Raw genomic sequence first — 16806 nt, forward strand, 5'->3', positions numbered from 1 at the left:
CCGCATTTACGGGTAGTAAGCCCCCATTTCAAGAATTCATGAAAAAGCATAGTAGTATATATTCGGGAGATCACAGCCCTAATTTAGCTCTAGCACTAGAAATTAATCGTTATATCAATAAAATAATTATCAGCATTCCAACCAAAACGCCTAAATTCCTGGACATTTTTTCGTAAGTTTTTTGTTTCTCCCTTGCTTCCTTTTCTTCTCTTCCTAAATGATTCAATGTTAAGATAATTTGTTTTTGCTGAGACTCACGATCATGTTTCCCAAGATTAGCACCAAATTGTTGCAGGATTTCAAATTCATTTTGCTTTAAAACTGTTTGTTTCCATGTTTCTTTTAATGCCTCGTCCCATGCCTGATAAACGGTTATTTCTTCTTTCTCCAGAAAATGAGCAAACCTTTCGTAATGAACACAAATTGGATTAGGTAGCTGCTTTGATATTTTCATACAGGCCTCGCCAAGTGGAGTATGACCATACATGATCTCCGTCTCTAATGTTTCAAGGGAAGCTGCAAACAATTGAATTTGTTTCGGTCTCACACTTAATCTTCTTGCTATTTCAAATCCAATAAACGTTGTGGCAGCTAAGATGAGGAGAGAGCCGATCAATTTAAACATGATGGAACAGCTCCGGATTTCTAATTGGTTGCCCTTTGATATTCTTAATCGCTGCAATCGTTCCAGGACCGTCTATACGAGACAATTCAATAAATCGTTCAAATACTTGGGAATCAATAATTCTCTGAAGCAATGGCCTTTTCCTCACTTCCTCAAAGGAGTGACCATGGGTTGTCATCATTAAGGCAATCCCGGCATTGACTGCTTCCATAATTGCTAATTGATCTTCTTCCCGGCCAATTTCATCTACAACTAATACATCCGGACTCATCGAACGTATGAGCATCATCATCCCTTCTGCTTTAGGACACGCATCTAATACATCGATCCTTGGACCAAATTGAAGTTGCGGAATTCCATGCACACAACCGGCAATTTCTGAGCGCTCATCTACAATACCAACTTTTTTCGCAGCAAGCTTTTGATGGGATGAACCAGTTGAGATCATCCGAGCTATATCTCTTAATAAAGTCGTCTTTCCTGTTTGCGGAGCACCAATAATCATCGTGTTTTTCCAGTTTTCTTGATACAAAAATGGCAAATATTTTTCGGCAATACCAATTTTCTCCCTTGCGATACGAATATTAAATGAGGCTAGATGGCGGATCGCCTTCACATGACTGTTTTCAAGAATGACTTTTCCAGCTAAACCTATTCGATGACCACCATCAATGGTGACATATCCCTTTTTTAATTCTTCATCCAGTGTATAAAATGAATGATTGGCTAGCTTTGCAATAAATTGCTCAGCATCTTCTTTTGTAAATATATAGGAAAGAAAATGAGGTTGTCCTTTAGCAGCCACTTCCACCTGTCTCCCAATCCGTAGTCTAATTTCCTCCATCTCATTCCATATATGACTAGGAAGCTGAGTGATTAAATCACTGATTCGGCGAGGCATCATTTGCAATACAGCTCTCATTTGTTCCTCCCCCTCTATCAATCCTCTAACTAATATGTATTCAGCTTGTCTCTAAATATGAAATAACCTCTTAGAAAAAAACAAAAAAACGACTCTACATTCACATTTCGAATGTTAGAGTCGTTTTTACTGTCACAGTTTATTCTGTTTAACAATTAGAAAAAATTTCAGCGCTCTTAAGAATAGTTCGTTTATGCTCTCGAAACATAGCTTGCATCAGATGTATTAATAACTAGACGATCTCCCGTGTTGACAAAGAAAGGGACTTGGACCGTTAGACCTGTTTCTAATGTTGCCGGCTTTGAACCACCAGAGGCTGTATCCCCTTTTATACCTGGTTCTGTTTCACTCACCTCAAGTTCGACTGTATTTGGTAAGTCAACACCTAATGTTTCCCCTTGGTACATAATAAGATGAACTTCCATGTTTTCCTTTAGGAACTGCAATTCATATTCAATTTGCGCTTCTGGTAATTCAATTTGTTCATAGGTTTCATTATCCATAAACACATGCATATCCCCATTAGCATAAAGATATTGCATTGTTTTATTATCAATTTGTGCTCTTTCTACTTTTTCACCAGCACGGAATGTCTTTTCTTGAATCGCACCCGTGCGTAAATTTCTCAACTTTGATCTTACAAAAGCAGCTCCTTTTCCAGGTTTCACGTGTTGAAAATCAATCACACGCCAAATCCCTCCATCTGTTTCAATTGTAAGTCCTGTACGAAAATCATTTACTGAAATCATCTTTATTCCTCCAAGTTTGCATTAAATTATAATTAAATCTTTCGTTGAATGGGTAAGGGCTTCGTTTCCTTTTTCAGTGATCAGGGTGTCATCCTCAATACGTACACCGCCTACATCCGGCAGATAGATACCTGGTTCGACTGTGATCACCATACCCGGTTGCAGTGTAATCTTAGACCGTTTAGAAAGCCCAGGTCCTTCATGTACTTCTAATCCAATCCCATGGCCGAGAGAATGCCCAAAATAGTCTCCATATCCTTTTTCCGTGATATAGTCTCTGGCAATCGCATCCGCTTCGATGCCGGTCATCCCAGGTTTAATTTGTTCCATTGCTCGTAATTGCGCTTCTAATGTCACATCATAAATTTCTTTTAAAGTAGCAGCTGGCTCTCCCACCGAAATCGTGCGAGTAATATCAGACACATACCCCTTATGAAGGGCACCATAATCCATTGTCACAAAATCTCCCTTTTCAATCTCTTTATCACTGGCAACGCCATGTGGCATGGAAGATCTTTTTCCAGAAGCGACAATAATGTCGAAGGATGAAGAGGTGGCTCCACATTTTCTCATAAAAAACTCTAATTCATTCGATACTTCTAATTCGGTTTTTCCAGGTTTTATAAAATCAAGGATGTGTTTAAAGGCCGCATCCGCTATGTCTGCTGCTTCTTTAATTTTAGCAATTTCATCATTCGTCTTAATTAACCGCATATTTTCCATCAAATTCGAAACAGGGACAAATTCTGCAGAGACAGCTTGGTCGTATTGAGTCCAAGTAGAATAAGACATATAATCTTGTTCAAATCCTAACTTTGTTATACCTAGCTCTTTTACTTTCGCTGCCACCTCATCCATAATCGGTCCTGAATGAATAGAAATCTCATATTCTTGTGCCTGATTTTGAGCTTGTTCCGCATATCGAAAATCAGTAATAAAGATCGCTCGGTCCTGTGAAATTAAAGCTAAGCCAGCTGTTCCTGTGAAGTTCGTCATGTAGCGTACATTATATGGACTTGTCACAAACATGCCGTCAATTCCCAGTGATTGGAAAGACGAACGGATTTTATCTAACTTGCTCATTTTACCCTCTCCCTTGTATGTATTGCTTTAAAGCTAGAAGTGCTAATTCATAACCGTATAGTCCTAAACCCGTAATTTGGCCAATAGATACAGGGGCAGTTACTGATTTACTTCTAAATTCCTCTCTAGCATAAACATTTGAGATATGCACTTCGATCACTGGTAAATCAATAGTGGCAATTCCGTCTCTCAGGGCAATACTATAGTGTGTAAACGCACCTGGATTCATAATAATGCCCGCATATCCTTTGTTTTCTGCTGCATGTAATTCATCAAGAATGGCGCCCTCATAATTAGATTGGAACAGATCGATTTCTATGCTTTCTTTCTGACACAATTGATGTAGGTTTTCTTCCAATTTAGCTAACGAATCTGTCCCATAAATATCGGGTTCTCTTTTTCCCAACATATTTAAGTTAGGGCCATTTAAAACGAGTATTTTCATTTTTCTCCCACCCAAAAATCAAAATCCTTTCGCAAACACATTTTACCATAAAAAGCCAACCAGCATCTAGTTATAGTGTAAGGTCAATGAGATTCAACTTTCTTCCAGTATTGTTGTTCATTATACTCATATGAAATCGAATAGCCAATAAAAATTCCATACAAAATGAAAAAGCTCGCTTCCGTTAGAATCGTCATGATATTATAGTTCGTAATAAACTGAATGGTGGGAATAACAGGATAGAAGACTAAAAAAACAAGACAAAAAAGTGCCGCTCCGTAAACTCCTCCCCATATAATCGATCGCTTCGTTTTCAATAAAGCATAATAGCCACTCGCCACCGCTATTGAAATCAACCCATATATTAAACAAGATATCAAGATCCCCAGCCAGCCATCTTTCCAATCGCCGTTAAAAATCATTAATATGAATGATGGCTTAATCTCGGTAAAATGAAAGTAATGAGCGGCAAAGCATAATAAAGTCCCTCCGGCACCTGCAACGAAACCTGTATAAATCGACAATTGCGTTAATGACATATAAAATTGCGTGTTATATTCTCTATTGCGCACAATTCTCACCTCAGCCTTATCTTGCCCATTTTCAGCTGTTACATTTATAACTGGTGAAATTTTTATTTTTTTAGTAAGATATAGATGAAGCCTTTTAAGCGAAACTTGATCTTCTAGAAGAATGATTGTTTGCATTATTGGTTTCCAGTGGAAAATGAATTAACATCTATTCTATTAATGTTCAAAATAGTATATTTGGTTTTCTTTTTGGGAATACTGTTCAATACTCCCGAGGAGGTGGCATTCTTGATCATACGGAATTGGTTATTTGGTGGAATTATCATCGCTGCTCTTATTGGATTAGGTACTTGGCTTTATTATAATCCTGCCAGTCTATTTCTTCAGCTGTTTGTCACGGTTCTCATTGCAGGAATTATTTTTCTTGTTATTCGTGCTTTTATGAGGAGAAAGAACAGTTATAAAGAAAATAGATCTTACGCGAAAGCAGCTAAATTCTCGAGAAAAAAGTATGAGCAGCCAAAGAAAAGTGCTCATACAAATAAGTCTACAAAAAGACCGCTTCGCAAAAAGTCAACAGCCCATTTAACAGTGATTGAGGGAAAAAAAGGGAAGAAAAAAGACCGTGCTATTTTTTAATCAACTAATATGTCCAAGTTTTCAAAAATTCTCTTGTTCTGATACGTCCTGTTTCAACGAGGACGTCTTTTTTTTGATCTGATAAATGAAATTCAGTCGTTAGACCCTCACCTAACGGGATAAAAATGATGTTCTTCTCATGTCTCCTTGAGATATAGCGCGCATCATGAACGTTTTTCATGGTACTAAATAATGCCTCAAATAATGATAACGCATTTTTTATTTCTCTTTTTGGTTGTTCATCAGCTCGATAACTAAGTTTGATTCCAAGGATGGGACGCTTCTTCTTCCCTTTCTCTTCATCAAATAACCAGATCGGGAAATTACTTAATAAGCCCCCATCCACGATAATATTTTTTCCAGACAGGGAACGTAATTTCACAGGCTCAAAGAAAAAGGGAAGCCCGCAGCTCATTCTTACAGCCTTAGCAATCGGGAATGTTTCTTTTGGAATCCCTAATGCCTCAAGGTCATCTGGTAATACGAGTAGTTTTCCCGATGAAAGATCTGAGGCAATCAGTCTTAACTTTCCCTTAGGTAAATCTGCAAACGTATAGACCCCTTTATCCGCTAATGTTTGACGAATCCATTCCTCCAATGCTTTCCCTTGATATAAACCCATCCGCCAGTATAAACATAACCATTTTGAGATGGTTAAGGGAATAAGGGTCTTTTTTTGATCTAAAAAAACGGAAATCTCGGTCTCATTCAAGAGTTTTAGAATTTCTTTGCTTGTATAACCCGCCGCTATAAAGGTAGCCATAATTGCCCCAGCGCTTGTTCCCGCCAATCTGTTAAAGTTAATACCCTTTTCCTCCAAGACCTCGTAAGCCCCTATAAGGGCATAACCCTTAATCCCACCACCTGAAAATACGCCATCTACGTCCATTCCCTACCCCTCCTGTTACTGCCTTTTTATTATTTTAGAAGAGGAAAACATTTTTAGAACAGAAGACAGGCTTTGATTATTTTATGTGATACACTTTTCAACAAAACGCTTGATTGTTGAAGCGCATTTATATGTCTTACAGAAGAAAAGTAACTTAGTACAATAAGAAAAAAGGGCGTTAATATTGAAATGCCCAATTAACGCTCCCAAAATATTTCTATATTATTTAATGAGACGTATAAATCGCTTTTTACCAATTTGTAATACTTCTTCATTCATTAATACACGGTCTAAATCATCTACATTTATTTTTTCTTTATTGAGCTGTACACCATTTTGTTTAACCAATCGTATAAATTCGCTTTTACTTTTTACGAATCCTTTTTCAATTAGCTGTGGGATGATGGCTTCAACTGTTTCTGCACCAGCTTCTATTAATAATTCTGGGATATCATCTGGTATTTCTTTTTTACTAAAAGCCGTTTCAAAATATGATATCGCTCTTTTCGTTTCTTCTTCTCCACAGTATAAATTCGTAATAATTTTAGCCAATTTAAGTTTAATATCTCTTGGATTTACTCCTTTTTCAAGAAGCAGTTTAATGTTTTCTATTTCTTCTGGATGTTCATCCGTTGCCAGCTCAAAGTATTTAATAATTAAGCTGTCTGGTACTTCCATAACTTTTTTAAACATTACTTCTGCCGGTTCATATATTCCGATATAATTCCCAAGACTTTTACTCATCTTTTCTATACCATCAAGACCTTCAAGCAAGGGCATAAAAATGGCAATTTGCTTTTCTAATCCCCAGTGCTTTTGAAGAGTACGGCCCATAAGAATGTTAAAGGTTTGGTCTGTACCACCTAATTCAATATCCGCTTGTATCTCTACCGAATCGTACGCTTGCATTAGTGGATAAAAAAATTCGTGAATTCCTATTGGTACTTGATTATTATATCTGTTTTGGAAATCATCTCGTTCTAATATTCTTGCAACTGATGTTGTTGCTGCTAATTTAATGACTTCCTCGAATGTTAATTTTGAAAGCCACTCACTGTTATAGCGGACAGAAGTTTTTCCTGAATCTAAAACTTTAAAGATTTGTTCAAAGTATGTTTTTGCATTTGCTTTAACCTGTTGATCACTTAGAGCTACACGACCTTTTGCTTTTCCAGTTGGATCTCCAATACGACCTGTAAAATCGCCGATAATAATTACAACTTTATGACCTAGATCTTGCATCTGTTTTATTTTTCTTAATACAACTGCATGACCTAAGTGAATATCAGGTGCAGAAGGATCAAGCCCTAATTTAATAATAAGCGGAGTCTGTGACTGGTACGATTTCTTTAATTTAACCAGTAATTCTTCCTCGTTTACTATTTCTTGAACACCTTTCTTAATAATTTTTAATTGTTCTTCAGGTTTTACTATCATACTAACATCTCCTTGAAATATTTTTTCTCTAATATTGCAAGCACTATAAGGAGCAAAGGATGAGAACAAAAGCGCAAGCGCCTTGATGTAAGAAGAAAGGCTAAATTCGCGCCGTCCTGGCGCAACGCCTTTCTGACCAACATCCTGTTGGCCTCCGACAAGCAAATGTTCCTGAACATAGGAAGGGGCTTTTTCCCCTTCCTATGTTCAGGGTTATTAAGCAGAACATCGGCTAAGGCCGCCACGTCCGCATGTCTTCGCCGATGGACTCGCCTCCCGCGAGCCTCGAGCCGATGGCGCCTGGAGCTAGACAACAACTGCCCAGCCTTGAAGCAATCTTAAGAAAAAATTTATACTTTCTTATCTTATTCAATAAAAAAAGCCCTTTTGGATTAACCAAAAGGACGATTCATCTCGTGTTACCACCTTTAATTCATAAGCAACTCACATAGCTTATCTTAGTAAGTACAGTCATTTGACGATACCTTAGCACATGATTACGGGTGCTTAACCGTTATAGCCTACTAAGGAAATCCTGTTCGGTACACAGCTCCAAGATGTATTCACAATCGTTCAACATGCACCTCTCATCAACCGGTAACTTTCTGTCTGTTTACATGATTGCTACTCTTTCTTATCATAGCCTTTGTTCTTATACTCCGAATGCTTTAAACAAATCTTCGTTATGCAAATACTAATTGATACATATCATATCTATTTATTTAAATTTGTCAATCCGAATATTCTTGTTCATTCTAGCTCTTTCGGACATAAAAACACCCCTTTAGATAAAAATAATCTAAGGGGGTGTTGCATCGCGACTTTATTTTAAATCCACATTTTTTGTTGCATAAAAATTTATAAACCACATTTTAATTGGGCGTTACAGTTGTCACAAGTATTGCATCCACCAATATCTTTAACATTTCCTTTGCGGCAGACTGGACATGTATCTCCTACCTCAGATCCAAATGTAACACTTGTTGAGCGGAGGTCTTGGATTGTATCAACAAGTACCACTGGTTCACTAAACTGTAGCTGCTCACTTGTCTCCGCTGTATTATCTTCTGCTTTCAAGGTAAGTACCTGTGAATCACGGCTTCCATCCACATAAACGGTTCCGCCCTTTGCTCCTCCCTGATAGAGTCGCTCATACACCTTTTGTACTTGTTCTACCGCATATCCTTTTGGTGCATTCACAGTTTTAGAAATAGAGCTATCAATCCATCGTTGAATGATACATTGTACATCCGCGTGAGCCTCTGGCGCTAGACTCATTGAAGTCACAAACCATTCTGGTAAATGGTCTGGATCGGTATCAGGGTTTGCTTGTAGAAATTCTTCCACAATATCTGCTTTGACCTCAATAAACTTCCCGAGGCGTCCGCTGCGATAATACGTGAAGGAAAAATAAGGCTCTAAACCTGTAGAAACGCCAACCATTGTGCCTGTACTCATTTTTGTTACTCTCTAGAAATTATAGAGGGCGGGATTATTAGTACCCGCTCCCCATGTCGCCATGGGGATCAGACTATATCATCAACCATGTTTTTATGTCTATTGCGGTGACACGGATGTTCACATAAACAAACCAAATTCGTTAATCTATTTGCTTCTTCCCAGTCTCCATTAAACTCCCTAAAAGGGATAATATGATGAACAGATAGTTCTTTACCATATTCTTTCTCGGTTAGTCCGCAATCTTGGCAAGTAAAATTATCTCTAATTCTGGCTTTTTTTCTTTGAGATCTCCAGTTAGGACCATAATAAACAATATCGCCACCTTGCCAAGCCAAGTTATTTTCCCCCGAAAAAGCTCCGGATTTTGTATAATATTCAGCCATACAAGTACTATCGCAAAAATTCCATTGCCTTATTATGGAGGGTTTACGTTCTAATGTACGTGAGCAATTAGTACATTGAATTTTAACTCGTTTTCTATACTGAATTTTACCTCTTTCACCATTTGCTTTTCCCAGACAAGACCTAGAGCAATATTTTGCAGTTTCTTTTCTTGATTCAATTACCTTGAATTCTTCCCCGCAAGCAAGACAAATTTTCGTGATTTGTTTTTTTAAATGTTGATTTGTGTTTTTGCCATTAGCTCTTAAGTAAGCCGTACGACAAGTTCGATTGCAAAAGTTACTCTTACTAATGGAAGAAGGTTTTCTTAATAATTTATTACCGCAATATGCACAAATTACAGTTGTCTTTTTACTTAAATGTTGAAAAGCATCTGGTTTTTTTGAGTGGTATTCCGCTTTACATTTTCGGGAACAAAATTTCTTTCTTTGATAAAGACTGGGTTTAACATTCATTGTAATTCCGCAATTTAAACATAATTTTTTCATTATGTCACCTCATTATATTCTTATTTCTCTGAGGTGCATATTTCATGGTTGCTCAGCGTGTAGTCGTTGAAGGGTCAGCCACGACTTCCCTGCGGATTGTCTCCACCATTCGATTTTTACTCTAATTGAGCGTTGGCAAGACGCGAGTACGAATGGATACTGAGAGTTTCCCGCATATAGCCAAGTTTACGCTACATCTTCACAGATATAGGGGGCAATCACTTTACCCGTAGGCGCAACAGTTAGTAAATGTGAATTACGAATACCGTATGCTAAAATATCTTCCCTTATCTCCTTTGGCATCTGTTTCATATAACCTGTTTCAATAAAGGCTTGACGTAAATGTTTTGTTTCTTCTTCCGATTCCCCTTGAAGGAATGGGAAACTACCTTTTTCTTGCGCAATTTCAATCGACTCTTTGTAGGCTTCTGTTGCAATGGTTTCAAATACTTGATCAACTAAAGTGTTTCCTGCAGCTGATCCATATTCTTTTTCACAATAGATTAAGAGATCTGCAAGTCCCATGACGCCAAGGCCTACGCGTCTTTCTCCAAGTGCTTGTTTTTTATTGTCTTCTAGGAAATAAGGAGTTGCGTTGATGACATTATCCTGCATTCTTACACCGATTTTAACGGTTTGTCTTAGTTTTTCAAAATCAACAGTCTTCTTTTCTTTATCTGCCATATTTGCAAGATTGACAGCCGCTAGATTACAAACAGAATATGGCGCGAGTGGTTGTTCTCCACACGGATTAGTGGCAACAACTTTTTGTCCATATGCTTTCGCGTTGGTCATGTCATTCGCATTATCAATAAAGAAAATGCCTGGTTCTGCTGAATAGGTGGCACAAATATTGATTAAATTCCATAGTTCCTTTGCTTTCATTTTTCGGTATGTACGCACTTTATGACCAAGTTTCTCCCATTCACGTACATCGCCAACATTATGCCACTCTTCATTATAAATCTGCATGGATTCCTGATCATAATTTTCAACATCAGGGAAACGAAGCTCATATTCACCATCTGCATCGACTGCTTCCATAAAATCATTTGTCAAACAAACAGAAATATTAGCTCCCGTTAAAAATTCAGAGTTATGAACAGAATACGTTCCACCTTCATTTAATTTCTCCTCAGCCTCAAGAAAAATAGACTCATCAAAACCGCCATATCCAGGCATATTACGATAATTGAGAATCCCTTGGTACATTGATTCCTCTGTGTGTGTTAAAGGAGTAAATTTCAGTTTATCTTTGGCATGTTTTTTAATGACAGGATCTGTTGTATTCTCGATTAGGAATTTTAAAATTCTTGGGTTCTGCATTTTGGAAATAATAAATTCCACAATATCAGGATGCCAGGAAGACAACATGATCATTTGAGCCAATAATGTTTCGTTGATTCGTTAAATCAACTCTCTAAGTCACCTTAGAGTTCAGACCATATCTTACACTCATCTGAGTGTCCTCGCACTTCGGAATCACTTGATTCCTACTCTACTCGCTTCCACATAATGTGTGCTTTCGATGGTCGTTGAACCTTCGCCAATTTAACAGGCGCTTGGCTGCTGATTGTCTTTGTCCACTTACTGTTTTCCAGCATTCACGCTTACTGTTTCCAGTTACGTTGTAGCCAGTAAGTCATCTATGACGCTTTTTACATATTCGAAATTGTTTAGGATATCATCTTCCCAAAAACGAAATATTTGATATCCATTATTTTTAGCTATCTCATTTTTTTCTTGGTCAATTTTAATTCTCTCGATTTGCCAATCTTGTGGATTTGGATAAAATTTGGGATTAGCATGCCAATAATCTCCATCACATTCGATAATTAAATTATGATCCTTTAATAGAAAATCATATTGTCTTTTTTCTAAGATAAAAGAGTATTGATAATTCACATTATTTTTTTGTAAATAGCGTTCAATAATCTTTTCAATATTAGTTTTTTGGAAGCTCTGATTTTCCATCTGTTTTAGTGTAGCGGCACGTATTTTTGCAATAGTTTCTTTGCTATAAATTCCTGTTTTACCACTATTCCATGAAGGAGTACGATTTTTTCTTCTTGTCTTAGCTGTCTTGACAATAATTCTGTCAAAATGTGTTTCTTTCTCTTCTTTAGTCATAGATTTATGCCATGCAGTTGTTTTTATTGATCTTAACTTACTTGCACAAGTATCACTGCACGTCTTGGTCAATCTATGAGGCCTCGTACAGGTATCAAATTTAGAATTGCAAACAATACAAACAAGCGGCTCTCCTTTACTTCCACAAGAAGAACTACAATATTTCTTAGGTTTTCCCCTATAAAGTCCTACGGTGCCTTCACAAAGTTCATAAGAGCATTTTAAATCTTTTGGTTCATAATAGTATTTTATTAAATATTCTTCTAATTTTAGATCGTGTTCCTTTTTCAAATGTGATGTAAATCGCCCTTGTTTATTATGAGATAATTCGAATCCACAAATTTTGCATTCTTGTGGCTGCTTTGCGTCATATGGTATCACGTTTTTCACCCCAAATAATTTAAAATAATTATACCAAACTTGGGTGTTAATTAACATGCATGACCATAAAGAGTTCCCAGCAATTCACGAGGTTTATTTATAGACGAGGCACTATGCTAATTTACCACGTCTTGACCCACCTTGTTCAACTAGATGTGTAAGCTTTGCAATATCATCAAGCCATGAAACAGATCCCGATGATTTCCCGTTGACACCACGAGCGAGTGTATTCCGGGGTCTTAAAGTGGAACCATTCGTACCAACTCCGCCCCCTCTACTCATGATCTCCATTACTTGCTTACGGTGCTCCGAAATGCCTTCTCTAGAATCTGGGACAAAAGGCATAACGTAACAATTAAAGTACGTTACATCCGTCTCAGACCCAGCGCCATATAAAACTCGTCCCGCCGGAATAAAATTTAAACTTGAAAGTTCTTGATAAAACTTCTCAAACCATTCTTGTTTTTTGTCGGCTGTCTTTTCTACCGCAGCCAAACCATTGGCGTTTCTTTTAGCAATTTGTTCATAAAAAACTTCCAACGGTTTTTCGATGACATCAAGCGGACGATCAATGAGTCCTGTCTGTCTTTCTTCTGCCTCATCTAACGAATTACGGAATTCCTCTTCTACAAGAACTTGGGCTGTATTCTCTTCCCAATCAATTGATTGGATAAAACCTAATCCTCTTGCCGGAAATTTCGGATCTTCTTTAATCGTTAAAACAATAAAGTCACCTGCTGCTAATGTTACTTTTTCTGTATCCTTATATGCATACCGATCAATCATAACTAGGCGGGATACTCCCTTATGTGTGATCTTCATGTCTGCTGTAATGGAAAATACTTGTTCGAACTGTCGAATATCCTTGTTCAATCTTTCAATATTCAAATCTGCATATTGTTGAAAAGCTGTTGCCATTTAACTAACTCCTTTCCATCTTAGAAACACATAAATCCCTATAAAATAATCACTCTCCATACTATATATTGTTTCTAAACCATTATTAAACACAATATATTGTAAATCAAGTAAAAAGATTTTGCCTTTTGTCAAATTCGAAAATGGATGATATCGTGAGAAAAACAAAGATTCATTATGAAAGAATCAAAAAAAACGACAGTTTTGGATATTTTTCTTTTTCGTATTCATTACCCATTTTACTAAATTTCCTCACAACTCATATAAAAGTTTTGATAAAGGCCGCATTGAATAATATAATAAAAAATAGGCTTGTTTACCAGAGGGGGGAAGAAAAAAATTGACAGCTTTATACACATTACTTATTATTTTAGGGATTATCATCATATTTTCTCTATATAATTTTTTTCATCAAAAGAAAATTATAAACACACTTTCAGAAGATGAATTTCGTTCAGGCTATCGAAAAGCGCAACTCATTGATGTGCGTGAGACAAATGAATTCGATGCCGGCCATATTTTAGGGGCTCGCAATATCCCTATTTCTCAATTAAAAAATAGAATGAAAGAAATTCGTCCTGATAAACCAGTATATCTTTACTGCCAAAGTGGAATGCGCAGCGGAAGAGCTGGGCAAATGCTATCCAAAAAAGGATACAAGCATCTTTACCAACTACAAGGTGGATTTAAAAAGTGGACCGGAAAAATAAAGGCCACAAAAAAATATAATAGTTAATCTAAGCACCGCAGAGTCCTAATTGTCTGCGGTGCTTTTATATGCCTTAATAAAAGCCTAATCCTCCACACAGAAATAGATATTTAGTTTTTTGGCTATACTAATACCTAACTGCTAATAACCCCACCTGATATGTCTCGCTTTATTTGTAGGAGGTACTTATGTCCGTAAACATACAATTCGACCAAAATTGGAGAAAAGATTTTATAGAAAGACTAGAAAAAGACGGTCCTTGGGCTAATGTAGAACTATTTAAACTGGCAATGAAAACCGAGAAACATTTAACAATTCCTAGCTTTGAAGGTTTAGTAGCACCAAAATATTTGCAGCAATTAACCCCATTGCCCCATCAACTGGAAACCGCTCAACAAGTGGTTGAAAAAATGAACGGAAAGGCGATTCTAGCTGATGAAGTGGGATTAGGGAAAACGATTGAAGCGGGGTTGATTTTAAAGGAATATATGATTAGAGGGCTGGTCAAAAAAGCGCTCATTTTGGTACCAGCCTCCCTTGTTTCTCAGTGGGTTAGCGAATTGAACGAAAAATTCCATATCCCAGCTGTTCCCCAAAGGAAAAGTTATGTATGGGATCAATTTTCTGTTGTGGTCTCCTCAATCGATACGGCTAAACGCAGCCCACATCAAGAAATAATTGCTAAGCAAAATTATGATCTTATTGTGATTGATGAGGCCCATAAATTAAAGAATCCTAAAACGAAAAACTATCAATTTGTCCAATCTCTTAAGAAAAAATTTTGTCTTTTATTAACAGCTACCCCTATTCAAAATCGTATGGAAGAAATTTTCCACCTTGTTTCTTTACTTAAGCCTGGCCATTTAGGGTCAGAAAGTGGCTTCTTAGACCAGTATAAAAATAATAAAGCCTCACTTCAACAAGATGAATATTTAAAAGAATTAGTGAATAAAGTGATGATCCGAAATAGACGAGGTGAAACAGGAGTAGAATGGCCTGAACGCCATGTCGAAAGTATCTTTATCGATTTTTCAAGAGAAGAAAAAGCATTATATCAATCCATTGATACATTAAAAAACGCAGTAGATGGATTTGCTGCACATGGGTTTTCGCTTCTCACCCTAAAAAGAGAAGCATGTAGTAGTAGAGAAGCAGTATTCATGACGTTAAAAAATATGCTGAATAAAATGGATAACCCTTCTCCAGCTATTGTTGAGAAAATGAATGATGTCAAGCAAAAAATTGATGCCGTTCAACAAAACTCGAAAGCTGAAAAAGCGTTAGAATTAATTCAAACGATCAATGATAAAGTCATCATTTTCACAGAATACCGCGCAACCCAATTATATTTACAGTGGTTTTTGCAAAAAAATGGCATTCTCTCTGTTCCTTTCAGAGGTGGGTTTAAACGTAGTAAGAAAGATTGGATGCGAGAGCTGTTTAAAAATCATGCTCAGGTGTTGATCGCCACAGAAGCGGGTGGAGAAGGGATCAATTTACAATTTTGCTCCCATATTATTAATTTCGATTTACCTTGGAATCCGATGCGACTAGAACAACGAATTGGACGAATCCACCGTTTAGGACAAGAAAAAGATGTTCATATTTATAACTTCTCAATTAAGGAAACAATTGAAGAACATATTTTAAAACTACTTTATGAAAAAATAAATTTATTTGAACGAATCGTTGGAGAGTTGGATGAAATACTCACGAGGTTTGATCATTTAAACATGGAGGAATATGTCCAAGATATTTTCCAAACCTCTCATTCTGAAGGGGAAATGAAAATTAAAATGGATAATCTCTCTTCTATCATCCAATTTGCAGATTCTATAAGAAAGGATGAGGATAATATTGCAGCAGAATGACATTCGCGAATATCTTGAAACCTTTTTTACAGAAAATGATTGCCCGATTGAACAAAATGAGCCAGGATATATGACCGTACAATTAACCATTGATATGGATAAAGCATTAATGAATCGTCCTTTTTACTGGACTTATTTAGAAAAGACGGGTGGAACGCCGAATCCAATGAAAATTCACCTAATCACAGATCCAAAACAAGCACCAGAAGATTTGAAAGGCGAAGTGATTCATTTCGGAGCTCCACGTCTGCATCAGCTCTTCGCTATCACGAAGCAAAGGGCTGGGTTTATACGTCTTTATGAAAATCCTGCGAAAGGAAGTATCAATAAACAAGTTCCCTTGCACCCATGGTTAATGCTGAATATTAAAGTCTCTTATGAATGTGACAGAAAGAAAGATATTCTAAGATCGCTTGGATTAAATTTGATCAATGGAGTTTTGTTCGACCAGTTTTTCGATAAAATGGAGCAGATAGATCTCCAAGCAAAAATTCCTGACTATTGCTTTACCGTTTCCCCGATTATTAAACCAGAAAGTGGCTTAAATAGAATGGAAGCCTATTTACAAAAAGAACTACATTCGACAGATCATACATGGGCCGAAGAAGCAAAATTACGTTGGGAACAAGACTTAGATCTGCTGGATCATTTCTACGAGGACCAAGAAGAAAAGCCGAAAACCTATGAAGTTGAAAAAAAAGCACTTCAAGACCAATACGAGCCGCTGATAAATGTCGAAATCATTAATGGAGGAATTTTCTATTTAAATGCACTTTCTCAATAAGAAAAGCGCAAGCGCCTTGATCTAGGAAGAAAGGCTAATTTCGTGCCATCCTGGCGGCAGACTCAAACGCGACGTCCTGTCGCTTCGTCTGCACTAGTACTTCCTGTACGTCGCAACGCCTTTCTGACCAACATCCTTGTTGGCCTCCGACAAGCAAATAACCCTGAACTAGGAAGGGGCTTTTTCCCTTCATAGGTTCAGGGTTATTAAGCAGAACATCGGCTAAGTTCGCCACGTCCGCATGTCTTCGCCAATGGACTCGCATCCTGCGAGCCTCTCGGGGCTAGTCGCTGGAGCTAGACACCAACTCCAAGGTAAGGAAGTTATCTACAAGCTATATTTT

At 37.2% G+C, this 16806-nt stretch carries 14 protein-coding genes, 3 pseudogenes and 1 other annotated feature; of the genes and pseudogenes, 4 read left to right on the plus strand and 13 right to left on the minus strand.

Annotated elements, in window-relative coordinates:
* Nucleotides 1-109 precede the first annotated feature (109 nt).
* The 6 genes from spoIIIAB to KI375_RS19830 all read right to left on the minus strand — a co-directional run bounded on the left by spoIIIAB (nucleotide 110) and on the right by KI375_RS19830 (nucleotide 4531).
* Entirely contained in the window at nucleotides 110-625 is a 516-nt protein-coding gene (gene spoIIIAB / locus KI375_RS19805) for a stage III sporulation protein SpoIIIAB (protein ID WP_212975166.1), read from the minus strand.
* A complete protein-coding gene (gene spoIIIAA / locus KI375_RS19810) occupies nucleotides 618-1547 on the minus strand; it encodes a stage III sporulation protein AA (protein ID WP_212975167.1) in 930 nt (309 codons plus the stop codon). Before spoIIIAA ends, spoIIIAB begins: the two co-directional genes overlap by 8 nt.
* Nucleotides 1548-1738: 191 nt before the next feature.
* Complete coding sequence (gene efp / locus KI375_RS19815; RefSeq protein ID WP_207452761.1) at nucleotides 1739-2296, minus strand: elongation factor P; 558 nt, start codon at nucleotides 2294-2296, stop codon at nucleotides 1739-1741.
* Nucleotides 2297-2317: 21 nt separating this feature from the next.
* On the minus strand, nucleotides 2318-3379 hold the full coding sequence (locus tag KI375_RS19820; protein WP_212975168.1) for a M24 family metallopeptidase: 1062 nt from the start codon (nucleotides 3377-3379) through the stop codon (nucleotides 2318-2320).
* 1 nt (nucleotide 3380) lies between these two features.
* A complete protein-coding gene (gene aroQ / locus KI375_RS19825; protein ID WP_212975169.1) occupies nucleotides 3381-3824 on the minus strand; it encodes a type II 3-dehydroquinate dehydratase in 444 nt (147 codons plus the stop codon).
* An 83-nt stretch (nucleotides 3825-3907) separates the two neighbouring features.
* Nucleotides 3908-4531, minus strand: a complete 624-nt coding sequence (locus tag KI375_RS19830; protein WP_212975170.1) for a YqhR family membrane protein — start codon at nucleotides 4529-4531, stop codon at nucleotides 3908-3910.
* A gap of 111 nt (nucleotides 4532-4642) precedes the next feature.
* Between KI375_RS19830 and KI375_RS19835 the strand changes: the two genes are divergently transcribed.
* Nucleotides 4643-4993, plus strand: a complete 351-nt coding sequence (locus tag KI375_RS19835; protein ID WP_212975171.1) for an SA1362 family protein — start codon at nucleotides 4643-4645, stop codon at nucleotides 4991-4993.
* A gap of 4 nt (nucleotides 4994-4997) precedes the next feature.
* Here KI375_RS19835 and KI375_RS19840 read toward each other — a convergent pair whose 3' ends face one another.
* The 7 genes and pseudogenes from KI375_RS19840 to KI375_RS19870 form a co-directional block, all read right to left on the minus strand.
* Nucleotides 4998-5882, minus strand: coding sequence for a patatin-like phospholipase family protein (locus KI375_RS19840; RefSeq protein ID WP_212975172.1), 885 nt, complete (start codon nucleotides 5880-5882; stop codon nucleotides 4998-5000).
* A gap of 222 nt (nucleotides 5883-6104) precedes the next feature.
* The gene (gene tyrS, locus KI375_RS19845; RefSeq protein WP_212975173.1) at nucleotides 6105-7319 is read right to left on the minus strand and encodes a tyrosine--tRNA ligase; all 1215 of its coding nucleotides are present in this window, start codon (nucleotides 7317-7319) and stop codon (nucleotides 6105-6107) included.
* Nucleotides 7320-7716: 397 nt separating this feature from the next.
* Nucleotides 7717-7969, minus strand: a binding site (T-box leader).
* 208 nt (nucleotides 7970-8177) lie between these two features.
* Nucleotides 8178-8774: pseudogene (locus KI375_RS19850) on the minus strand (vitamin B12-dependent ribonucleotide reductase); the annotation flags it as partial.
* 71 nt (nucleotides 8775-8845) lie between these two features.
* A complete protein-coding gene (locus KI375_RS27500; RefSeq protein WP_244852856.1) occupies nucleotides 8846-9670 on the minus strand; it encodes an HNH endonuclease in 825 nt (274 codons plus the stop codon).
* Nucleotides 9671-9856: 186 nt separating this feature from the next.
* Nucleotides 9857-11056: pseudogene (locus tag KI375_RS19860) on the minus strand (vitamin B12-dependent ribonucleotide reductase); the annotation flags it as partial.
* A gap of 237 nt (nucleotides 11057-11293) precedes the next feature.
* Entirely contained in the window at nucleotides 11294-12181 is an 888-nt protein-coding gene (locus KI375_RS19865; protein ID WP_212975174.1) for an endonuclease domain-containing protein, read from the minus strand.
* Between the two features lie 123 nt (nucleotides 12182-12304).
* Nucleotides 12305-13099 (minus strand): annotated as a pseudogene (locus KI375_RS19870) (ribonucleotide reductase N-terminal alpha domain-containing protein); the annotation flags it as partial.
* A 340-nt stretch (nucleotides 13100-13439) separates the two neighbouring features.
* Here KI375_RS19870 and KI375_RS19875 point away from each other — a divergent pair.
* The 3 genes from KI375_RS19875 (at nucleotide 13440) to KI375_RS19885 (ending at nucleotide 16463) form a co-directional block, all read left to right on the plus strand.
* Nucleotides 13440-13835, plus strand: a complete 396-nt coding sequence (locus KI375_RS19875; RefSeq protein WP_212975175.1) for a rhodanese-like domain-containing protein — start codon at nucleotides 13440-13442, stop codon at nucleotides 13833-13835.
* Between the two features lie 161 nt (nucleotides 13836-13996).
* The gene (locus KI375_RS19880) at nucleotides 13997-15679 is read left to right on the plus strand and encodes a DEAD/DEAH box helicase (RefSeq protein ID WP_212975176.1); all 1683 of its coding nucleotides are present in this window, start codon (nucleotides 13997-13999) and stop codon (nucleotides 15677-15679) included.
* A complete protein-coding gene (locus KI375_RS19885) occupies nucleotides 15666-16463 on the plus strand; it encodes a YqhG family protein (RefSeq protein WP_212975177.1) in 798 nt (265 codons plus the stop codon). Before KI375_RS19880 ends, KI375_RS19885 begins: the two co-directional genes overlap by 14 nt.
* Nucleotides 16464-16806 lie beyond the last annotated feature (343 nt).

This window comes from Bacillus sp. J14TS2 (genome assembly GCF_018333015.1).
In the GTDB taxonomy this organism is placed as follows: domain Bacteria; phylum Bacillota; class Bacilli; order Bacillales; family Bacillaceae_C; genus Lederbergia.